Here is a 22,385-nt window from a genome sequence, read left to right as displayed (position 1 = left end):
AGCCATATTATGAGCGATGAAAATAACACGTTAAAAGCACAAACTGAGGCAAAAATAGCCGCAGGGCGTAAAGGTAATCCTGATTTTATGAAAGGTGTTGATGAAACGATTGCACAAGCAAAAGCGTTTCAGCAAGGTGCTAATGCACTTGATTTAAACCAAAGCGCACCAAGTTTTGAGTTACCAAATCAACATGGTCAATCGGTGCAGTTAACCGAGTTACTTGCACAAGGCCCTGTGGTTATTACTTTTTATCGTGGTAATTGGTGTCCGTACTGTAATTTACAACTGAAAGCACTGCAGTCACGTTTACCTGAAATTCATGCTTTAGGTGCGCAGCTGGTGGCTATTAGCCCGCAAGTACCCGATGGCTCAATGAGCGAAAACGAAATAAGTAAAATGGATTTTGTAGTACTGTCGGATCAAAATGCGGATGTAGCAGCAAGCTACGGCGTAGCATGGCAAGTACCTACATTTTTACTAGAGCATATGCGAGTAGACCGAGGCCTAGATTTAGAGTCGCTGAATAACGGAAATGGCAGTATTTTACCTATTCCTGCCACCTTTGTTTTAGATAAACAAGGTAAAGTGACTTGGCGCTATGTTGATGTTGATTACCGTACTCGCTCTGAGCCAGAAGATATAATTAATGCATTAAAAAAACTAGTTTAAAAAGCTTAATTTACAAGGCTTAATCTAAAAGCCCAGAGCCATTAAAGAGCTTGCAACGCGTAAGCTCTTTACTCTTAATTTAAAGTTTCTAATGCTACCCTCTTATAATCATACTCAAGGTCGATTACAATACAGCCATCTAAAAGGCGTATTGCCTTTATCTGCACGCTAAAAGAGTGGATTTTATATTTCATGGCAATCAAACTTGCAATTAATGGTTTTGGTCGTATTGGTCGAAATATTGTCCGCGCGTTATACGAGTCTGGTTTGAGCGACGATATAAAAATTGTTGCGATTAACGAACTTGCTGATCCTGAAGCTATTGCTCATTTATTAAAATACGACACATCCCATGGTCGTTTTTCTTTTCCTGTAAAACTTGGTGAAGACACCATTAGTGTTGCAGGCGATACCATTGCACTTTTTTGTGAAGAAAACCCAATTGAATTACCTTGGCAAACGCTCGATGTAGACGTTGTACTTGAATGTACGGGTGTTTATCACTCGCGTGAACATGCGCAGTTACATATTACCGCAGGCGCTAAAAAGGTGTTGTTTTCGCATCCGGCCGATAACGATGTTGATGCTACGATTGTGTATGGCATTAACGACGATGAGCTTAAAAACGAACACACAATTGTGTCTAACGGCTCGTGTACAACTAACTGTGTTGTGCCGGTTATTAAAGTATTAGATGATGCATTTGGTATTGAGTCGGGCGCTATTACAACTATTCATGCGTCGATGAACGATCAACAAGTGATTGATGGTTATCATCATGATTTACGCCGTACTCGCGCTGCAAGCCAATCAATTATTCCAGTTGATACAAAGCTCGCCCGTGGTATAGACCGTATTTTACCTAAATTTAAAGGCCGTTTTGAAGCCATCGCCGTACGTGTACCGACTATAAATGTCACGGCAATGGATTTAAGTGTAACGGTTAATACCGATGTAGATTTAAACGCAGTAAATAACGCACTTAAAGCACAAGCAAAAGACCGCTTAGAAGGTATTTTAAGTTATACCGAAGAGCCGCTTGTGTCGGTTGATTTTAATCACGACCCACATTCTTGTATTATTGATGGCACACAAACACGTGTTAGTCACAAACGACTGATAAAGTTATTAGTATGGTGTGATAACGAATGGGGTTTTGCTAATCGTATGCTCGACACAGCGCGTGCTATGATGGCAGTGAATAAGTAATTTATTAATATAATAATTTTAAACGTATTTTTCAGGTTCAGTATCGTTAACTAAGGAGATGTTCATGTCGGTCATAAAAATGGCAGATTTAGATTTAAACGGCAAACGCGTATTAATTCGTGAAGATTTAAATGTACCAGTTAAAGCAGGTAAAGTGACGTCAGATGCGCGTATTCGTGCAGCACTACCTACTATTAAATTAGCGCTTGAGATGGGTGCTAAAGTAATGGTTATGTCACACATTGGCCGTCCTACGGAAGGGGAATATGATGAAGCGTTTTCGCTAGCACCTGTCGCTGATTACTTAAACGATGCCCTTGAGCAAACTGTACGTTTAGAAAAAGATTATCTAAACGGTGTTGATATTGCTGATAACGAAGTGGTTGTTTTTGAAAATGTGCGCTTTAACAAAGGCGAGAAGAAAAACGACGAAGCGTTATCTAAGCAACTTGCAGCACTGTGTGATGTATATGTAATGGATGCATTTGGTACGGCTCACCGTGCGCAAGCATCTACGCATGGCGTTGGCTTATTTGCTGATGTGGCATGTGCAGGTCCATTGTTATCAGCTGAACTAGAAGCGTTAGGCAAAGCACTTGATAACCCAGCTCGTCCATTAGTGGCGATTGTTGGTGGTTCTAAAGTTTCAACTAAGCTAACCGTTTTAGATTCACTTTCTAAAATTGTTGACCAATTAGTTACCGGTGGCGGTATTGCAAATACCTTTATTGCTGCATCAGGTAGCCCAGTTGGTAAATCGCTTTACGAACCAGATTTAATGGATGAAGCTAACCGCTTATGTGCAGCAGCGATTGCTAATAATGGTGAAATTCCGGTACCGACTGACGTAGTTGTTGGTAATGAGTTTTCTGAATCTGCTGTAGCTACGCTTAAAGATGTAAGCGAAGTAACAAGCGACGATATGATTTTTGATATTGGTCCTGATACAGCGAGCAAGCTTGCAAAAATTATTGCAAATGCGGGCACTGTTGTATGGAATGGCCCTGTTGGCGTGTTCGAGTTTGACCAATTTGGTAATGGCACACGTGCTATTGCACAAGCAATTGCTAACTCAAATGCGTTTTCAATTGCTGGTGGTGGTGATACCTTAGCCGCAATTGATAAATACGGCATTGCCGATAAAGTTTCTTATATTTCTACTGGTGGTGGTGCGTTCTTAGAGTTTTTAGAAGGCAAAAAACTTCCAGCAGTTGAAATGCTAGAGTCGCGCGCTAAGTAATTTTAGTAGCGTAAGGTGAGGGGGTAATAGCCCTTACCGACAATTAATTATTAAATACCTCTCACCCTAATTTAATAGTTAATTTAGACGGAATATTACTGCAAAGCAGTGGTTTTTCGTGGCGTTGTTATAACGCCAAACTAACACATCCGTTCAAACTAGATGGTAGGGAACTACTGTCGATAAATTGGAGAATACCCAATGGCTTTAATCAGTATGCGACAACTTTTAGATCATGCAGCAGAGCATGGTTACGGCGTACCTGCTTTTAACGTTAACAATCAAGAGCAAATGCGCGCAATAATGGAAGCGGCTGACAAAACAAACAGCCCAGTAATCGTTCAGGGATCAGCTGGCGCACGTGCTTATGCTGGTGCTCCATTTATTCGTCATATGATTTTAGCAGCCGTTGAAGAATGGCCACATATTCCCGTTGTTATGCACCAAGATCACGGCACATCGCCAGGTGTATGTCAGCGTTCAATTCAGCTTGGTTTTTCATCAGTAATGATGGATGGCTCGTTAATGAGCGACGGCAAAACTCCTTCAAGCTACGAATACAATGTAGAAGTAACGCGCGAAACTGTTGCTATGGCGCATGCTTGTGGCGTATCGGTTGAAGGCGAGTTAGGTGTACTTGGTTCACTTGAAACAGGTGAAGCTGGCGAAGAAGATGGTGTTGGCGCAGAAGGTATACTAACCACTGAGCAAATGCTAACAGACCCTGAAGAAGCGGCTGACTTTGTAAATAAAACACATGTTGATGCACTTGCAATTGCATGTGGTACTTCGCATGGAGCTTATAAATTTACTCGCCCACCAACAGATGACATTTTAGCGATTGACCGCATTAAAGCGATTCATGCACGTATTCCTAACACGCATTTAGTGATGCATGGTTCATCTTCAGTTCCTCAAGAGTGGTTAGAAATTATTAATCAGTACGGTGGCGAAATTCCAGAAACTTATGGTGTGCCAGTTGAACAGATTGTTGAAGGCATTAAGTTTGGTGTTCGTAAGGTAAATATTGATACCGATTTACGTTTAGCATCTACCGGTGCTATTCGCCGTCATATGGCGCTTAACCCATCTAACTTCGATCCACGTAAATACCTAGCTGAAGCTACAAAAGCAATGACAGAGATTTGTGTTGCGCGCTATAACTCGTTTGGTACTTCTGGTCAGGCTAGTAAAATTAAGCCAATTTCACTTGATGAAATGCACCTTAAATACTTAAGCGGCGAACTAGACCCTAAAATTAGATAATAGATCAATTTATAATTGATCATTTAAGCCAGTAACTTTGTTGCTGGCTTTTTTAATGTCAGCCCTTTTTATATTGCAGGTTACGGCTTCTATTGATCAGATCGCTGTACTATCAACGCCGTACTTTGGGATCACGCATTTACTAACACAGCCTTTTCGGATCATTACTTTACTAAGCCAAATACACTTTTTCGCTATTTTAGGCTCTGAGATAATTTGATCGTTATTTATTTGTATAAACAATCAACAACTTATGGCTTTGACTAGGTACAACTCTGATCTGAGAGTGGATCGGCTTGGTAAAAATCTGATCCTTTATTTTGGGCTTAGTAAAATTTAGATCTATTTTTAAACGTATTGATTGTTACACAGGCGGGTTTGTTAATTTTAAAATAGCTTTAAAGCTACTTTTAAACGATCGATCTGTAAAAATGTCTTGGTTAGTAAAACAATGATCCCAGCTGATTTTGTATTATTTAATGATTTAATTAGCGACAAAAAGTAGATAATTTCAAAAATTAGCTATTTTATAAATTTATCGTAAATCTCTTTTTATTACGTTAAATATTAAAAAGGTTTTAAAAATATGACGTTAATGAGGTTTTTTGTCACTAATTTGTGTTTTTTTTACCACCATTTTAATTTACACGTTACACTTTCATAAAAATGTCATACTTAGTCATAATAATGAAAACTAATTCGATAGCGTAAGAGATAAATTGGAATGTCACGTAAAGTACTAGTCGTAGATGACGAAGCTCCTATCAGGGAGATGTTGGTTTTTGTTTTAGAGCAAAATGGATTTCAAGCAATTGAAGCAGAAGATTACGACTCTGCTATTGCAGCTATGGTTGAACCTTACCCAGATATGGTTTTACTTGATTGGATGTTACCTGGTGGAAGCGGTATTCAAATTGCTAAAAAGTTTAAGCAAAACGAACACACCCGCCAAATCCCAATTATTATGCTTACAGCTCGCGGCGAAGAAGAAGACAAAGTACGCGGCCTTGAAGTAGGTGCAGATGATTACGTCACTAAGCCGTTTTCTCCTAAAGAGCTTATGGCACGTATTAAAGCGGTTATTCGCCGTGTATCGCCAACCTCATTAGAAGAAGCTATTGAAGTACATGGCCTGCGTTTAGACCCTATTTCGCATCGTGTTACCTCAGAAGGTAACGAGCTTGATATGGGGCCAACCGAATTTAGATTACTGCACTTTTTTATGACTCACCCAGAGCGTGTTTATAGCCGTGAACAACTGCTTGATCATGTATGGGGAACTAATGTTTACGTAGAAGATCGCACGGTTGATGTGCACATTCGTCGTCTGCGTAAAGCAATTGGCCCACTTGGACATGACCGTTTGGTGCAAACTGTACGTGGTGCTGGATATCGTTTTTCAAGTAAGCTGTGATCAGCTTAAAGCTTAGCTAATGTATGAAATACGCATGTATTACTACTCTAAGGTAAAGTGAGTGTATGTATCGAGTTGTTAATAAGCAGGCGTTAGTAAAGCGCCTGTTTATCTATTTTTTACCCTTACTATTAATTGGTGTGCTAGTTGGCGCGCCATTTTTGCTTTTATTTTTAGGATCTTTTTCCCTCCTTATTTGGCACTACCATCAACTTTATCGTTTGAGCGATTGGCTACTTAATCAACGTAGCTTTAATCCACCTGAGGGCGAGGGTGCATGGGAGCAAGTGTTTGAAGGTATTTATCATCTACAGCACCGTAATCGTAAAAAACGTAATGAGCTTGCTGATTTAATTCGTCGCTTTCGCGATGGGGCTGAAGCAGTACCTGATGCGGTAGTGGTACTGCAAAATGATTTAAGTATTGTGTGGTGTAATCAACTAGCGCTTAAAGTGCTTGGTTTGCAGTGGCCAACCGATCATGGTCAGCGTCTTGATAATTTAATTCGCGAACCTAAGTTTGCTAAATACATGCACAAAGGTGAATTTGACGACGCGCTTGAGCTGGATAACGGCCATAGCATTGAGCAAGTACTAGAATTTAGGGTAATGCCTTATGCAAGCACGCAACTTATGGTTGTTGTGCGTGATGTAACGCGCTTAAAACAGCTAGAACAGATGCGTAAAGACTTTGTAGCCAATGTGTCACACGAACTACGTACACCGCTTACAGTGGTTACTGGGTATCTTGAGATGATGGATGGCGACATGATGCCGCCGCCAGCAATGTGGAACAAAGCGCAAAATACTATGCTTGAACAATGCAAGCGCATGGATAGCTTAGTCAGCCAATTACTATCGCTTTCGCGTATTGAAGGTGCTCGTCGCCAAGACAATGATAAAGCCATAAACGTACCGCAATTACTTGGTTATATTCACACTGAGGCAAACTCAATTAATCAAGACAAAGGCCATGAGCTTATTTTTAATATTGATAAAACCCTCGATATTAAAGGCTCTGAGGATGAACTGCGTAGTGCGTTTTCTAATTTAGTATTTAACGCCATTCATTACACTAAACCCGGTGGCAAAGTGGAAGTATGTTGGCAGCGCAAAAACAATAAAGCGTGTTTTAGTGTTACCGATAATGGTGATGGTATTGCGCCAGAGCATATTAACCGTTTAACTGAGCGTTTTTATCGTGTTGATAAAGCCCGCAGCAGAACAACAGGTGGCTCAGGCTTAGGGCTCGCGATTACAAAACATGTACTAACGCGCCACGATAGTAAATTAAATATTAGCAGTGAAGTTAACAAAGGTTCGTGTTTTTCTTTCGAATTTTCAATAGATAAGACAGTTTCGCTAGCTAAGTAATTAGGCTGAAAAGCAAAGTCATAAAAGTGTCATTTAAGAGTAATGTAACTGTCATGTACTCACTTTAGAGTGGGCAGCAGTTAGAAAATGGGACGAACAAACCGGAGAACCCTACATGAAATTTAAAAACTTAGTTGCCGCAATGGGTGTGGCTGTTACAACTTTCGTATCTGCACAAGCAGTTGCTTTAGATCAAGATATTCCTGAGTATCAAAAAATTAGTGGTGTTTCAGGTAACTTCTCATCAGTAGGTTCTGACACTTTAGCCAACATGATGACGTTCTGGGCTGAAGAGTACAAACGTATTTACCCAAATGTAAATATTCAAATTCAAGCGGCAGGTTCTTCTACTGCGCCACCGGCACTTACCGAAGGTACAGCTAACCTAGGTCCAATGAGCCGTAAAATGAAATCTAAAGAAATCGAAGCGTTCGAAAAACGTTACGGTTATAAGCCAACAGAAGTTCGCGTAGCTATTGATGCACTTGCTGTATTTGTACATAAAGATAACCCAATTGAAGGTCTTCGTATTGACCAAGTAGATGCTATTTTTTCATCTACTCGTAAATGTGGCGCACCAGAGCAAGTTAATCGTTGGAGCGATGTCGGCCTAACAGGCGATTGGGCTGCTAAAGACGTTCAGCTTTATGGACGTAACTCAGTGTCAGGTACTTATGGCTACTTTAAAAAGAAAGCACTGTGTAAAGGTGATTTCCGTAATAACGTAAATGAGCAACCGGGTTCTGCATCGGTAGTACAGTCAATTTCATCTTCATTAAATGCAATTGGTTACTCTGGTATCGGCTATAAAACATCTGGCGTACGTACAGTACCGCTTGCTAAAAAAGGCGATAACTTTGTTGATGCAACACTTGATAACGTTGCGCAAGGTAAATACCCGCTATCGCGCTTTTTATATGTTTATGTGAATAAACACCCGAATAAGCCACTATCACCTATGGAAGAACAATTTTTAAGAATGGTACTTTCAAAAGATGGTCAGCAAATTGTAGAAAAAGATGGTTATGTACCACTTTCTGCAAAGCTAGTAAAAACAGAACTTAAAAAGCTGGGTTTGAACTAATACCAATTGCATTAAATTAGTGAGTTATTATAGCGATAAGAAAATAGCGCAATAACAAGGCTAAAATTATGATACATAGTTGTTCTATATAAATAATTTTTAACGTAGTTAGTGAGTTATTTAATACACTAGAATGGTCATGTTTTTAATAAAATTGGTATGATAAACCATAGGCAATAAAAAACCGCTCACTGAGCGGTTTTTTTATGCCTAAAACTAAAAACTTTAAGGAATTAAATATTACCTAATTTTTCGGCTTGTGCTTTACATTGATTATAGCTCTCAACACATTTACCAGAGCATACTTGCTGCTTTAAGCCCTCAGCAGTTGTTTGCTGTTCACATGTACTTTCGCATTGGTAATTTTGTTGAGCACACTGATTCATTTCAGGGTTTTCAACTTGGTTTTGGCAACCTACTAATAGTGCAAAAGTAAGGGCGACTACGCTTGTTTTTATTAAAGTGTGCATGCTTCTTATCCTTAAAATGGAGTCGCAATAATATTAAATTTCGACTTGAATATTGTCGATCAATCTAACACCACCAAAATAGGCTGCGGCTAAAATAACAAATTGAGTATCTTCGATTGTAGCAGTTTTTAATGTATCTCGTTGAGCAATCTCAAAATAATCTGGCTTTAGGCCAGCTTGCTCTAAGCTCTGTTTAGCTAAGCTTTCAAGTTTTACGAAGTCTTTTTCGCCGCTTTTAAGTTGCTCAGCGCATGTATTAAGTGCTTTAAATAATACGGTTGCAGTCGCTTTTTGCTCATCAGATAAGTAACCATTACGCGAGCTCATAGCAAGGCCAGAAACTTCTCGCATTGTAGGTACACCAATAACTTCGACCGGAATTGATAGGTCGCGCGCCATGGTTTTAATTACTTGCAGTTGCTGAAAATCCTTTTCACCAAAGCAGGCGTAATCGGGTTGTACAAGATTAAATAATTTTGTAACTACCGTGGCAACACCTCTAAAGTGACCAGGGCGTGAGCCACCACAGTAACCTAATGAAATATCAGGCACATCTACAAAGCTCTGTGCGCCAAGTCCATTTGGATAAATTGTCTCTACACTTGGGGTAAATACAATATCAGTGCCTAGTTCTGCAAGGCCTTGTTTATCTTCGTTTAGTGTACGAGGATAGTTATCTAAATCTTCGTTAGCACCAAATTGCATTGGGTTAACAAAAATACTTACAACGACTTTATCGGCTAAGTTTTTTGCTTTTTCTACTAGCGAAAAATGCCCACGATGCAAGTTGCCCATTGTTGGCACGAGTGCCACGCTAAGACCCGCTTGGCGCCACGCTTTAATTTGACTACGTAACGATCTGATTTCAGTAATTGACTGCATTATTTAAACTCGTGTTCAGCGCTTGGAAACGCGCCATTTTTAACGTCTGTACAATACTTTTGAACGGCTGCAGGCATATTGCCTGTTTCGAGCAAAAAGTTTTTAGAAAATTTAGGAATGTAACCTGCTGAAATACCAACAAGGTCATGCATTACCAGTATTTGGCCGTCAGTTAAACTGCCCGCACCAATACCAATAGTTGGGATGCTCAGGGCGTCTGTAATGCGTTTTGCCAATGCACTTGGAATACACTCAAGTACTAATAATTGCGCGCCAGCAGCTTCTAGTGCTTTTGCGTCATCAATCATTTTTTGTGCTTTGTCTTCTTCGCGACCTTGTATTTTAAAGCCACCAAATACATGTACTGACTGTGGTGTAAGGCCTAAATGCCCGCAAACTGGAATACCTTGTTGAGTAAGCGTTTTAATGCTCTCGTAAAGCCATTCTCCGCCTTCAAGCTTAATCATGTTTGCGCCAGCGCGCATAAGCTCAGCTGCATTTTTACAAGTATCACTTACGCTTGAGTAGGTCATAAAAGGTAAGTCAGCAATTACAAATAATTCGCGGCTACCAGCGCGTACACAGCGGGTATGATATGCAATATCTTGATTGGTTACGCCAAGGGTGTCATCGCCGCCTTGTAGTACCATGCCCAAAGAGTCGCCCACTAAAATAACTTCAACGCCGTTATCATGAAATAACTTTGCAAAACTAGCGTCGTAGGCTGTTAATGCAGTAATTTTGTTATTTTCTGCTTTCATTTTATTTAAAGTAGAAACGGTTATTTTAGACATAATATCCTCGCAGGCAAAAGCCTAGGTTAATTACAGAGGTAATTGTTGTAAGTCGTTGAGCGGTAAATTATTTGCAATGGTTTTTAATGCAATGCCGCTAGGTAAAATAAGTTCAGGTGCAAGCTCTAATAGTGGATAAACCACAAACTCGCGATTATTCAAACCATAATGAGGCACAGTTAAGCGCACCGTATTTATAATTTGATCATCAAATAATAGAGTATCGATATCAAGTGTGCGTGGACCCCAACGCTCAGCCTTTCTTACTCGACCATGCTCAAGTTCAATACGTTGCGTTAAATCAAGTAATTGCTCTGGCTCAAGGGTCGTTTTAATGCACGCTACTGCATTGATATAGTCTGGTTGATCTTGTGGGCCCATAGGCTTACTTGCATAGTAATGCGATACGTTTATAAATTCACAATTAGGCAGCTTTTTAAGCGCGATTACCGCGTTATCAAGCTGCTCTTTTGGTGAGTTTAGGTTGGCACCTAAACCCAAATAAACACAGTACATGTTATTACTCAGCTGGCTTTTTAGTAGGTCGACGGCGCTTTCGCGGCTTAGGACCACCTTGGTGGCCTAAGTTTTTAACCATCTCTTTTTGGCCGTTTATATCTTGGCTTAAGTATTGTGTCCACCACTGGGCAAGCTCAGTATGCTGTGTTTCGCCCGCGTCTACGCGTAAGAGTAAAAAGTCGTAGGCGGCTTTAAAGCGAGGTTGCTGCGTTAGTCTGTAAGCACGTTGGCCTGCGCGTTTATCCAAACGATGCTGAATATGCCAAATATCGCGAGCACCTAAAGTAAAGCGTTTAGGAACCGCAATGTGTTGTGAGTTATCGCTTAGTACTTTATTCATTGCTTGTGCGAAAGCATCGTATTCTGCAAGTTGCTCTTGGCTTTGAATCTTTTTAGTACGTTCAAGCAGCGGGAACCAAAGTAGTGCGGCAAAAATAAACGCTGGTGTTACTTTTTTATCGGCATTAATACGTTTGTCGGTATTTTGAAACATTTGCTGAATAAGCGTGTGTTCTAAGCCACTTGGGTTTTTATCTAAGATTTTATCAAGCTCAGGAAACAGTGAGCGGAATAAGCCGTACTTACGCAGCATTAAAAAGTTAGCTTCGGCCTTGCCATTTAAAAACAGCTTAAGAATTTCTTCAAATAAACGTGCCGGCGGAATGTTATCAAGCAAACTTGCAAGCTCGCTAATTGGCTTTTCACTTTTAGGCGCAATGCTCATATCAAGTTTAGTAGCAAAGCGAACTGCACGTAACATACGAACAGGATCTTCGCGGTAACGCGTTTCAGGGTCGCCGATTAGCTCAATTTGTTTAGCTTTAATTGCCGCTAAGCCGTTGGCGTAATCGTGAATACTAAAATCTTTGATTGAGTAATAAAGTGCATTGATTGAAAAGTCGCGGCGTTCTGCATCTTCTTCAATACTGCCAAATACGTTGTCACGTAGTAATTGGCCTTCATCGCTTGATTGGCTTATTTGATTTTTGTCTTCTTGCGCTTCGTGGTGGCCACGCATAGTCGCCACTTCAATAATTTCACGGCCAAATACAATATGTGCTAAACGAAAGCGACGACCAATAAGGCGACAGTTTCTAAATAGTTTTTTTACTTGATCTGGCGTGGCATTAGTAACTACGTCAAAATCTTTTGGCTGTTGGCCTAACAATATATCGCGAATACAACCACCAACAAGGTAGGCATCGTAGCCACCGTCTTTTAAGCGGTATAATACTTTGATTGCATTTGGGCTAAATTGTTTGCGAGAAATACCATGCTCACCACGAGTGACAACAATAGGTTCACTGCTTACAGAAGCGCTTTCGGCACTGGTATTCGGGCCGATTATTTGTCGGCAAAATTGAAAAAGCTTGGAAATAATAGTCTGTCTCCTAGAAGGTGTGATTGACTCTGCATCGCAATCAAAAGTTACAGCAAATGGGGCGGTTATAGCCCAGTACAAGCTGTTTGACGTAATTAGCATATATTTAGGCGGCTATCATATACCAGCAGGGTTTAAAAATTAAGTTGATGTGTTGAAATTAAGCCGTTTTTAGCTATTTTATTTACTTAAATGTGTAAATTGGACTTTCTGACTACGTGGATGCTGAGAAATTTGTATTTCGGATACTTGTGGTACCTGTTTTAAGCTAAAGTTTTTAATTCCCCAAGCGATTAATTGTTCAATATTTAAATCGATTAAATCAGCTATAACAGGCAATCCTAAAAATTCAAATGCACTAATTAAAGCAGGCTTTGGATTTTGTTTGCTAATGGCAGGAGCATAATTTTGTTTAGACAATTTGAAACCAGGCTTGGCAACCGCTAAAGGTAAATGAGCAAATTCAGGCACAGGGCTATCGAGTTGTTTAAATAAACTAATTTGCCGAGCGGTTGGCTCAATTAAATCAGCACCTCTTACAATTCGATTAATCTCTTGATCAATATCATCAACGACCACAACAAGTTGATATGCAAATAAGTCATCGCTGCGTTTAATTAAGTAATCTTCATGGGAAAGGGCGCTATTTACCGTTATATCACCTTGAATTAAATCATTAAATTGAGTCGTTGGATGTTGCTGAACTAAGCGAAGCGCACCGGATTGAGTATTATGATTAAGTGCTTGGCAATCCCCCTGATAAATACCGCCAATGGCTTTTATTTGTTTGCGAGTACAGGTGCAACCATAAACAAGTTTTTGTTTTAAAAGTGAGTGGGTAATATCTTGGTATAAAGGCAGACGCTGCGTTTGATATACAACAGGTTCGTCCCAGTGAAGGGCGTAGGCATGTAAGGTATTAAGAATATCGGAGTCGGCGTTTTTAACCACGCGCGTAGTGTCAATGTCTTCTATACGAACTAACCAATCTCCTTGGTTAGCTTTTGCATCTAGATAACTACCCACAGCCGCTACAAGTGAGCCAAAATGTAATGGCCCAGAAGGAGACGGTGCAAAACGACCGCGATATTTACGCATAGGCGCAGTAACGGCTGTAGGAGACATAACTAATTAATAAGTATTAATTAGCCGCGTCCAGATTGCTTTTCTTTGATTTCTGCAAGTGTTTTGCAGTCTACGCATAAATCGGCAGTAGGACGTGCTTCTAAGCGACGTATGCCAATTTCGATGCCACAAGACTCACAAAAGCCAAAATCATCTTCTTTAATCAAATTAATTGTTTTTTCAATTTTTTTGATTAATTTACGTTCGCGGTCACGAGTACGAAGTTCTAAAGAGAACTCTTCTTCTTGTGCAGCGCGGTCAACTGGGTCAGGAAAGTTAGCAGCTTCGTCTTGCATGTGTGATTTAGTACGATCAACTTCGTTACGTAAATCATTACGCCAAGTTTCTAAAATCGCTCTAAAATGAGCACGTTGTGCATCATTCATGTACTCTTCGCCTGGTTTTTCTTGGTATGGTTCTAAACCGGCTTGAGCCAATAAACCATGTTTCTTTTGGTCTGGCATAACTCTCTCCTAAATCCTTAATTTAATGCCTCAGCATTAGCCGGCGGTATAAATAACAGAATCTTATATCCTAGGCAAATTTATTTTTAATTAATCGAATTAGCTTCAACCATGCTTACTGAGTAAAAAGTGTATTAATAGTTTATTTACACTTTTAATTAATTCACATATTCGCTTTCTAAAACTTGCCTTGTTATATGGGCAAAAGCTTTAAAAACAAGTTAATTTTTATAATTCACTTTGTATAACTTTATTTAATTTGAGTACTTTGCTTATTTTGTAAATTACGCTTAGTTCAATCCCTTGGTTTAATACACTATTGTGCAAATACTATTTTTTTATGAAGTAAAACTTCATTAGCAGAAATTGTGGCCTTGTATGCTAATACTTCAACGCCGGCTATTATTGCTTGGCTTAATAGCGTGGCGTATTTTTTATCAATATGCGCAGCTGCACTTACTGTATTTATTCCTTCATGCAAAACAGCGAACAGTAATACTGCTCGGTGGCCTTGTTCGATCATTTCTATTAGTTCGCGAATATGCTTTTGTCCGCGCAGTGTTTGCGCATCAGGAAAGTAGCCTTGCCCGCTTTGTGGTGCATCCTCGCTTAATAATGTGACTGATTTAACTTCTACGTAGCAATCAGGCTTATTTTCGTCTGTGAGTAAAAAGTCGATTCTGCTGTTTTCGCTGCCGTACTTTACTTCGCTTTGCAATTGACTGTAGTCGAGTAGCTCGCTTATTACATTATTGTTTATTGCTTCTTCTACTACTTTATTAGCCACTGCTGTATTTACACAAATAAGCTGAGATAAGTTATTTTGCGTAAGCTCTAATGAATGCGGGTATTTTCGTTTTGCGTTATCGCTTGTTGAATAAAAAGCAGCAAAACCCGGCTCTGCGCATCCCGTCATTTTACCTGTATTAGCACAGTGGGCGGTAAATTCACTGCCATCACTTAATTGTAAATCAGCTAAAAAGCGTTTGTAGCGTTTTAATAAGGTGGCAGGTTGCAGAGTTGGCGTGTACTTCATGATAACTTCCAAAGCGTAAATACTGCACAGCAGTGTGGTTTATGTTATTTATCTCAAGCTGTTGGGAACTTAAGCGCTCTATAGTAAACTCGGTGGCACATTTAAGTGCAAGGGTATTCTAACATGAGTGAAAAATTTGTTGTTCAACTAAGCGAACAAGCAGCAGCGAGTCATTGGGGCGATAATGCGTCATTGTCTTTTAATGAGCGCGGTGCAACTGTTCATTTGTCTGAGCAAGAAACATTGAAAAATGTTCAAAAAGCTGGTCGTACTATTGCAATCCAAGGTATTAAAAACGTTGAATTAGCAGGCGATGCTTGGTGTACAGAAAGTCAGTGGGCTTTTTATCAAGGCTTCGTAACACCAAAATCGTTAAATGGTGTTGATTTTGTTGATAACGCACAATCAGATATTAAAGAACTTGCTCACTTAAAAACGTCAGCAATTTGGGCACGTGAAATGGTTAACGGGACTGCCGATGACATTTACCCAGAAAGCCTTGCTGAAAAAGCGGCTGAGTTTATTCAATCATTAGCGCCTGAGCATGTAAGTTACCAAATTATTAAAGGTGATGCGTTACTAGAACAACAGTGGATTGGTATTCATGCTGTTGGTCGCGGTAGTGTTCGCCCGCCAGTATTGCTTGAGCTTGATTACAACCCAACAGGCGACGAAAATGCACCAGTAAGTGCAGCGCTTGTAGGTAAAGGTATTACGTTTGACTCAGGTGGTTACTCAATCAAATCAAGCGAAGGTATGCTTGGTATGAAGTGCGACATGGGCGGCGCTGCAACAGTAACTGCAGGTTTAGCATTGGCTATTAACCGTGGTATTGAAAAACGTATTAAACTGTTTTTATGTTGTGCTGAGAACTTAATTTCGGGTCATGCATACAAATTAGGTGATATTCTTACTTATAAAAATGGCACGACAGTTGAAATTGTAAACACCGATGCTGAAGGTCGCTTAGTACTTGCAGATGGCCTAATGGCCGCAGGTGAGACTGGCGCTCCACTTATTATTGATGCAGCAACACTAACTGGCGCAGCGCTTGTTGCTGTTGGCCAAGAGTACAATGCATTATTTGCACTTGATAAAGAACTTGTACGTGAAGTTGAGAGTTTTGCATCTCAAGAAATGGAAGCTGCTTGGCCACTTCCTCTTGAAAAATGGCATCAACAAAACTGCCCATCTCCTTATGCTGATACGGCGAATAGCCGTGCACAAAAAGGTGGCGGTTATGGCGGTGCATCGAATGCTGCAGGCTTTTTATCGCGCTTTGTGCCAAACGATGGCAAAGGCTGGGTACACATCGATTTAGCGGCTGCATTTAACATGGGCAGTACAAGTCAATGGGCAGCGGGTGCAACAACTCAAGGTATGCGTACAGTTGCTCGTACTTTACAAGAAAAAGCATAATATTTACTAAATTACGCTTTTTACGCTAAAAATAGGCACCCTTGGGTGCCTATTTTTTAATTTACAGGCAAGCAATTTTATTTCATTTACGGTAAAATCAGTCGCCAATACCTGTTTGAGTTTAATTTTTGCTTAACTCTAAGCTGCGCTCAAATCTTATATCCACCACTGGGGTTTCTAATTATGTCAGATAAGTGCTACATCACAGCTCAACAGCTGCTTGAAGATTCGTTCCGCGTAGCGGCACAAGTATACCAAGATGGCTTTCGTCCTGATTTTATTATTGGTATTTGGCGAGGTGGTGCACCGATCGGTATTGCTGTTCAAGAATATTACGATTACAAAGGCATTGAGACTGACCACATTGCAGTACGTACATCGTCTTATTACGGTATTGGTAAACAGTCGAAAGAAATTAAAGTACACGGCTTACATTACATTGTAGAGAACGCAAATGCAGGTGATTCATTATTAATTGTTGATGATGTATTTGACTCAGGTCGTAGTATTGTTGCATTAAAAGAAAAGCTTTCAGAGCTTATGCGCTTAAACTTGCCACGTGATATTCGTATTGCATGCCCGTACTACAAGCCAAAAAACTCAAAAGTGGACACTGTTCCAGATTATTATATTCATGAATCTGAAGAGTGGTTAGTGTTCCCGCATGAATTATCGGGTTTAACACCGGATGAAATTATTGCTGGTAAATCTGATCTTGCGAAAATTCATGACATTTTGCTAGAGAAGTAATTAGTAATTTGCATAAATAAAAAAAGGCCGTTAAGGCCTTTTTTTATTTTAAAGCTGAGCAAAGCTATCTACGTATTCACTTAGTTTTGGTATATCGACTGCTTGCAAGCCATCGTTACTTCTAAGTACCAAGCCTTTTTCTACGAGTTCTGTAACAACACGTCTGTAAGCTCGCTCAGTGGTAGCAAAACGTTCGGCTTCAGCATTTACAGTTGGGTAGGCTCTAAGTAGCGTAGGGTTGTTGTTCTCGGCCCTTAGTAAGCAATCTTTAGCTATGTTATAGCTAAGTGGTAGTAATAACTTATCTAAATTGATTTTTTGGTTTTCCTGAAACTTAGCCGCAATAGTTTGTGCTGTGTATAAGCTTAGTTCTGGTTTTTCAAGCAGTAGAGCACGCCAATGCCTTAATTCAATAAGGTTATAAGTTACATCGCTAAAGCACGTTACCGTATAAATACACGGATTATTATTTAGCGCTTCTATTTCACCAATAAGGGTGTTGTTACAATCCAATTGTCCTAACAGCAGGCGTCGTCCATTACCTACGTCGTAACTAAACGACACAGTGCCACTGCGTACAAGCACAAGCTTGCTTAAAGGCTGATCTTGATGGATCAGAACTTCTTTTTTTGATTGTTGATAGCTGCTACCGGCAAAGGTTAAAAGCTGATCAACAAGGTAACTAGAAAAATGGTATTGAAACATCAATGTGCTCTTCGGACATTTGTCCTATTTATTACATCTTAATGACGATAGCATTAAGACACTAAGAATTTACGCTAACTTGCTACTAATATTATTAGCTTTGCTAAGAGTATTATTTTACCTTCATTTCCCGTGTAATGATTTAAGAATTTGCTGGTATTTTCCGGCAAACTTTTTCAGGTTTTTTAAGCAGGTTAGCTTTTTTATTTTGTTGTAACTTTGCAATACTTACAAGTGCCATAAGATAGCAGTACATGTAATGCTAACCTAAAGGCTAGGAGAGAACAATTGAGTTGGGAATATTTAGGTTATATTGCATCAGCTTTATTGGTTGCATCGTTAACAATGACAGATGTAGTAAAACTGCGTTGGTACAACATGTTTGGTTGTATTGTATTTACTGCATACGGTGTTGCCATTGGCGCAGTGCCTGTTATTTTTACCAACGGCTTATTGTCGCTTGTAAATTTATATCACATTATAAAAATATATCGCCAACCTAAAGTTGAAGACGCTAAAAGCTAAAATAAGTTATCTGCACAAAGTAAGTTAATGGTTTTAATTAAAATCAAAAACTTCAGCTTTTGTGCAGTCCAGCTTGAAGCGTATATAGATAATCTCATATCACTCTACATACTTACCTCTGAACCATGCTGTATTCTCCTACTTAAAAGATGATTACCTTAGGTTTTAATACGTCGATCGTTAGCTAAATACTGTTCGCGGTTTAGATATAAATAAGTGCTTCTAAATTTCATAAAAAAATCCGATAGCAGTAAACTGCTATCGGATTTTTATCTGTTATACCAACCTACTTACATATGCTATTTAATTCATTAAATTGCTTAAATATCTATGCAGGTAGGCACTATGGTATTTACGCTTTTTTCTAAATCTTCAACGTCACCTAAACCTGCAGTTAGCTCTTCAAGTAATTGCTTTATTTCTTCAGAAGCTAAAATAAAGTCAGCATCAAGTTTTAAAGCCATATCTTCTTTAGGAATATCTGCGTTTTCTTCTTTTAGAGTTTCAGAGTAGCTTAAACGTTTGATAGAGCCATCGTTTTGCAGCATAAACTTAAGACGCTCTTGCCAATCAAGTGCAAGTTTAGTTACGCGTTTACCACTTTCTAAATGCGATTTAACTTCATCACACGATAGATCATGACCTTTAAGCTTTACTTGTGCGCCGCTGTCGTCTGCTTCTTCAAGTTCAGCGTCTGAGCCAATAGCAAAACCTTCTGGTGTACTAAAGTTAGTTAACCAATCAGTTAAAAATACATCTAGGTCGTAGTTAGCAAACGCAGGTACAACCGGAAGCGTTCCTAACGATTTACGAAGTAGTGCTAGTAGCTCTTCTGCTTTATTAAAGCTGCCACTATTTACAACAACCCAACCGTTTTCTTGGTCAATAAAGGCAAATTGTAAGCTCGACTTTTTAAATGCTTGAGGTAGAAGAGTATGAAGAATGTTTTCTTTTAATTCGTCTTTTTCTTTCTTTTTAACTGGGCGGTTTTCTTCAGCTTCTATCAGATCAATTTTCTCAGCAACTAGTTCATTAATAACAGAAGCAGGGAGTACTTTTTCTTCGCGTTTAGCGCAAACTAGAATACTTTTTTGAGAAAAATGCGATAGCGTATCGCCATGTTTTCCAAACGCTTTTGTCCAACCAAATGTTGCAAGCTCTTGACCAGTACATGGGCGAAATAAATCTTGCTCTAATGCTTTATCAAAGTCTTCTTGAGTATATGAAACGTCTTGCTTAAAGCGGTAACAAATAAGGTTACTAAACCACATAGGGGAATTGATCCATTTGAAAAATTTGTACAATCATAGCAATAAAAACAGCATCTCGAAATGACTGATTTGTTACTGTTGAATATGAACAAATTTAATGCATATACTTTTATTTATTCATATTTATCAAAAATAGGCAGTGGCTTAGCCATGTTCTTCGGAAATTGAATATAGTAACGCAGACCTTTGCCCGGTTCACTCGTTGCATCAATAGAGCCACTAAGGGTTTGCTTGACCAAATTAAGCATTATATGGGTGCCTAATCCGCTACCGCCTTCATCGCGTTTGGTAGTAAAAAATGGGTCAAATAATTTTTTTAATTGCTCGTTAGTAACACCGTTACCGTCATCTTTGTAATCAATAGTTAAGTTAGTGTCATCAGCGCTTATTTTAATATCCATTACACCGTTGCTTTTACCTTCAAAGCCATGAATAAGTGAGTTCATAATTAGGTTAGTAAAAATTTGGCTTATAGCCCCTGCAGGGAGATTTAAAACTAAATCATCAGGACATTCTAATTTTATAGTATGGGATGTCTTTTTTAGTTTTGGGTGCAGTGAGCGTATTACTTCGTTAGTGTAATCTTTAAAGTTAATGGTTCTTACTGCTTCACTGGCTTGATCGACCGCTATTTGTTTAAAGCTAGCTATAAGCTCCGAAGCTCTATCTAAGTTAGTGGTTAGTAAGCTTGTGCTTTGCTTTGCTTCGTTAATAAATTCTTCTAGTGCTTTTGGCGAAAGTGTTTTTTCGGTATAAGCATTTTCGAGTTTATTTAAGCGTTCTTGTAAAAATGATATTGCCGTTACACCTATCCCAATAGGGGTGTTTATATCGTGTGTAATACCTGCTACAAGTCCGCCTAGCGCAGCCATTTTTTCTGTGCCTAGTAAACGTTCCTGTGCAAGGCTTAACTCTTCTATATAGCGCTGAGATTCAGTTTGCTTTGTAATTAACTCTAGCTCTGTGCTGCGGCGTAAGTCTACTTCTTCGGTGAGGACAATTTTTTGCTTTTCGAGTTCGTATTTTTGCTGCTGTAAATCCATCATTGCTTGGCTTAAGTTGGATGTTTTACGGGCTACGTCTTGTTCAAGTTGTATGTTGTGTTGATCAAGCTTTTCGTTACTTATAATGAGTTCTTTTTGGGTGTGTTCAAGCTCTTTTCTATACTGAACCACTTTATCTATTAGTTTGTTAAATGACTGCTCCATCACTTTTAGTTCATTATGTTCTTCTGTTTCTATTTCTATATGTTGACCTTCTAGCTCGTCTAGTTCTAAATTTTCTAGTTGCTCAGTGAGTTCTGCTAAAGGGTCTGTAAGAAGTTTTCTAAATGCCATTAAAAATAAGATGATCAAAAAGGTGGTTTTAATCATCGCATTACCAATCAAAAAGTAGATTGATACCATAATGCGGCTAAAAACAACTTCTCGACTTGAGAATAAGGTAACGTCACCAACTTGAGTAGCACGACCTGAAAATTCAAAAATAAGTGGAAAGGTATAACCAAATAAACCCGATTTTGCGTCTTCTAAAATAACCTCTTCTTGTACTAACTGTTGGTTATATAGCTTATGTATATCAAGAGAGCGCCCTAGCTGTGAAATAATTTCGCCGCTGTCGTCTCGAACAATAATCCCTTCAATCATGGGGATGGCGAGTAAACCTTCTGCTGTTGTAATTGTTTGCTTGGTATTAAGCTCCCAAATTGCACGTGTTAAGCTGCGACTAAAGGTTTTTTGTAAGGTACTAAGTTCATCGCGAATATAGTCTTTAGTATTGACGTATTCAGCAAGCACTTGTCCACAGGTCACTACAAAGGTAAGCAAAAAATAGACGGATAAAACGCTAGTCAGTAGCTTCTTAGAAAGACTTTTTTGTAACATGAGTGACTTGTTCATCCTTTATTATTTTTGTAACGTTACGATAGTAATTTAAAAGTTAGTCAATAAACCTCTAAAAATAAATAAAAAAGTTAAAATTTAATAAGATAAATCCAAAAAGTGAGCGTGTAGTATCAAAGTATTTAAACCAAGGTATAAATTAATAAATTCGTTATCTGTTATGTATTGTAGGCTTAATTAGTATTTGCTTTGGTTAATTATATCTTAAACGGATTTATTCTATATTTATCATTGTATTAAATTATTAATGCGCTGAGTGCTTGGAGGCGTGTTAAAGTGTCTAAAATGCAATGGAAGGCATTAGTTTAATAACCTTTTAATAACTTTGATGGTTGTGTAGTAGTAAACATGATGAAATTTTCGATATTAGTCTGTGACGATTCTGCAGTTGCCCGTAAACAAGTCGTGCGGTGTTTAAATGAATGTATAGACGCTCAAATACAACAAGCTACAAATGGAGCGCACGCTCTAGAACTTTTACGAGCACAAAGCTTTGATTTATTGTGCTTAGATCTCACCATGCCCGAAGTTGATGGTATACAAGTACTCGAGACTATAAAAATAGAAAAAATAGAGTGCTTTGTTTTAGTTATTTCTGCCGATATACAAGAAAAAATGAAGCAACGAGTCGCACAACTTGGCGCAATAGACTTTATCGATAAACCTATCAATAAATCTAACTTAAACGAAATATTGCATAAATTTGGCATTCATTAGGTTTTTTCATGTTAAAAAAGGCTGTTTTATCTTTTAATTTAGGGTTGACAGCATAGCCTTTGTTAAGGCAGTCTTAACATATGAAAACAATTAATCGCGTACTGACCATTATTATTACAACCATCATTCTTACTGGATAGTGGCATAGGTCGGTGCAATAAATTTAAA

At 38.9% G+C, this 22,385-nt stretch carries 22 protein-coding genes; 11 read left to right on the top strand and 11 right to left on the bottom strand.

The genetic code is table 11. The annotated features are described in order from the left end of the window. Positions 1-9: 9 nt before the first annotated feature. From I6F48_RS08135 to I6F48_RS08105, 7 genes are all read left to right on the top strand, one after another. A complete protein-coding gene (locus I6F48_RS08135; RefSeq protein WP_165741134.1) occupies positions 10-672 on the top strand; it encodes a peroxiredoxin-like family protein in 663 nt (220 codons plus the stop codon). A 192-nt stretch (positions 673-864) separates the two neighbouring features. Further along, positions 865-1,881 (top strand): erythrose-4-phosphate dehydrogenase, encoded by a 1,017-nt coding sequence (epd, locus tag I6F48_RS08130; RefSeq protein ID WP_007587176.1) that lies wholly within the window; start codon positions 865-867, stop codon positions 1,879-1,881. A gap of 64 nt (positions 1,882-1,945) precedes the next feature. Beyond that, positions 1,946-3,121, top strand: coding sequence for a phosphoglycerate kinase (locus I6F48_RS08125; RefSeq protein WP_165727303.1), 1,176 nt, complete (start codon positions 1,946-1,948; stop codon positions 3,119-3,121). Positions 3,122-3,322: 201 nt separating this feature from the next. Further along, positions 3,323-4,387, top strand: coding sequence for a class II fructose-bisphosphate aldolase (fba, locus tag I6F48_RS08120; RefSeq protein ID WP_007377491.1), 1,065 nt, complete (start codon positions 3,323-3,325; stop codon positions 4,385-4,387). 724 nt (positions 4,388-5,111) lie between these two features. Next, positions 5,112-5,801 carry a phosphate regulon transcriptional regulator PhoB gene (phoB, locus tag I6F48_RS08115; protein WP_006791869.1) on the top strand — a complete coding sequence of 230 codons (690 nt, stop codon included), beginning with the start codon at positions 5,112-5,114 and terminating at the stop codon, positions 5,799-5,801. Positions 5,802-5,866: 65 nt separating this feature from the next. Next, positions 5,867-7,174, top strand: coding sequence for a phosphate regulon sensor histidine kinase PhoR (gene phoR, locus I6F48_RS08110; protein WP_024608321.1), 1,308 nt, complete (start codon positions 5,867-5,869; stop codon positions 7,172-7,174). 115 nt (positions 7,175-7,289) lie between these two features. Next, positions 7,290-8,258 carry a PstS family phosphate ABC transporter substrate-binding protein gene (locus I6F48_RS08105; protein WP_010554592.1) on the top strand — a complete coding sequence of 323 codons (969 nt, stop codon included), beginning with the start codon at positions 7,290-7,292 and terminating at the stop codon, positions 8,256-8,258. 233 nt (positions 8,259-8,491) lie between these two features. Here I6F48_RS08105 and I6F48_RS08100 read toward each other — a convergent pair whose 3' ends face one another. From I6F48_RS08100 to sfsA, 8 genes are all read right to left on the bottom strand, one after another. After that, on the bottom strand, positions 8,492-8,728 hold the full coding sequence (locus tag I6F48_RS08100) for a hypothetical protein (RefSeq protein WP_007587168.1): 237 nt from the start codon (positions 8,726-8,728) through the stop codon (positions 8,492-8,494). Between the two features lie 33 nt (positions 8,729-8,761). Then, positions 8,762-9,610, bottom strand: coding sequence for a pantoate--beta-alanine ligase (gene panC, locus I6F48_RS08095; protein ID WP_007587167.1), 849 nt, complete (start codon positions 9,608-9,610; stop codon positions 8,762-8,764). Continuing rightward, the gene (gene panB / locus I6F48_RS08090; RefSeq protein WP_007587166.1) at positions 9,610-10,404 is read right to left on the bottom strand and encodes a 3-methyl-2-oxobutanoate hydroxymethyltransferase; all 795 of its coding nucleotides are present in this window, start codon (positions 10,402-10,404) and stop codon (positions 9,610-9,612) included. The genes panC and panB overlap by 1 nt, the downstream gene beginning before the upstream one ends. A gap of 30 nt (positions 10,405-10,434) precedes the next feature. Next, a complete protein-coding gene (gene folK / locus I6F48_RS08085; protein ID WP_024593696.1) occupies positions 10,435-10,920 on the bottom strand; it encodes a 2-amino-4-hydroxy-6-hydroxymethyldihydropteridine diphosphokinase in 486 nt (161 codons plus the stop codon). Positions 10,921-10,924: 4 nt separating this feature from the next. Further along, positions 10,925-12,406, bottom strand: coding sequence for a polynucleotide adenylyltransferase PcnB (gene pcnB / locus I6F48_RS08080; protein ID WP_007587164.1), 1,482 nt, complete (start codon positions 12,404-12,406; stop codon positions 10,925-10,927). 78 nt (positions 12,407-12,484) lie between these two features. After that, on the bottom strand, positions 12,485-13,429 hold the full coding sequence (gluQRS, locus tag I6F48_RS08075) for a tRNA glutamyl-Q(34) synthetase GluQRS (protein ID WP_197119212.1): 945 nt from the start codon (positions 13,427-13,429) through the stop codon (positions 12,485-12,487). Between the two features lie 20 nt (positions 13,430-13,449). Next, a complete protein-coding gene (gene dksA / locus I6F48_RS08070; RefSeq protein ID WP_002962671.1) occupies positions 13,450-13,893 on the bottom strand; it encodes an RNA polymerase-binding protein DksA in 444 nt (147 codons plus the stop codon). 316 nt (positions 13,894-14,209) lie between these two features. Continuing rightward, entirely contained in the window at positions 14,210-14,929 is a 720-nt protein-coding gene (gene sfsA / locus I6F48_RS08065; RefSeq protein ID WP_007587160.1) for a DNA/RNA nuclease SfsA, read from the bottom strand. Positions 14,930-15,052: 123 nt separating this feature from the next. Here sfsA and pepB point away from each other — a divergent pair, with 123 nt between their 5' ends. Both pepB and I6F48_RS08055 read left to right on the top strand, forming a co-directional pair. Further along, positions 15,053-16,348 carry an aminopeptidase PepB gene (pepB, locus tag I6F48_RS08060; protein WP_007587159.1) on the top strand — a complete coding sequence of 432 codons (1,296 nt, stop codon included), beginning with the start codon at positions 15,053-15,055 and terminating at the stop codon, positions 16,346-16,348. Positions 16,349-16,531: 183 nt separating this feature from the next. Next, entirely contained in the window at positions 16,532-17,098 is a 567-nt protein-coding gene (locus I6F48_RS08055) for a phosphoribosyltransferase (protein ID WP_007377478.1), read from the top strand. A 48-nt stretch (positions 17,099-17,146) separates the two neighbouring features. Here the strand turns inward: I6F48_RS08055 and I6F48_RS08050 are convergent, their stop codons facing one another. Next, a complete protein-coding gene (locus I6F48_RS08050) occupies positions 17,147-17,803 on the bottom strand; it encodes a Crp/Fnr family transcriptional regulator (RefSeq protein ID WP_002962665.1) in 657 nt (218 codons plus the stop codon). Positions 17,804-18,091: 288 nt separating this feature from the next. Between I6F48_RS08050 and I6F48_RS08045 the strand changes: the two genes are divergently transcribed. Continuing rightward, positions 18,092-18,328 (top strand): YgjV family protein, encoded by a 237-nt coding sequence (locus tag I6F48_RS08045; RefSeq protein ID WP_002962663.1) that lies wholly within the window; start codon positions 18,092-18,094, stop codon positions 18,326-18,328. A 320-nt stretch (positions 18,329-18,648) separates the two neighbouring features. Here I6F48_RS08045 and rdgC read toward each other — a convergent pair whose 3' ends face one another. Further along, positions 18,649-19,599, bottom strand: coding sequence for a recombination-associated protein RdgC (gene rdgC, locus I6F48_RS08040; RefSeq protein WP_197119211.1), 951 nt, complete (start codon positions 19,597-19,599; stop codon positions 18,649-18,651). A gap of 113 nt (positions 19,600-19,712) precedes the next feature. Continuing rightward, a complete protein-coding gene (locus I6F48_RS08035; protein ID WP_024593692.1) occupies positions 19,713-21,482 on the bottom strand; it encodes a sensor histidine kinase in 1,770 nt (589 codons plus the stop codon). 366 nt (positions 21,483-21,848) lie between these two features. On the opposite strand from I6F48_RS08035, the gene I6F48_RS08030 reads away from it, so the two are divergent. Beyond that, on the top strand, positions 21,849-22,217 hold the full coding sequence (locus I6F48_RS08030) for a response regulator (RefSeq protein ID WP_024589756.1): 369 nt from the start codon (positions 21,849-21,851) through the stop codon (positions 22,215-22,217). Positions 22,218-22,385: the final 168 nt, after the last annotated feature.

The organism is Pseudoalteromonas sp. SWYJ118, assembly GCF_015864505.1.
In the GTDB taxonomy this organism is placed as follows: domain Bacteria; phylum Pseudomonadota; class Gammaproteobacteria; order Enterobacterales; family Alteromonadaceae; genus Pseudoalteromonas; species Pseudoalteromonas arctica.
Note: the sequence above shows the minus strand (reverse complement) of the source record. Positions and strands in the feature narration are given on the sequence as shown.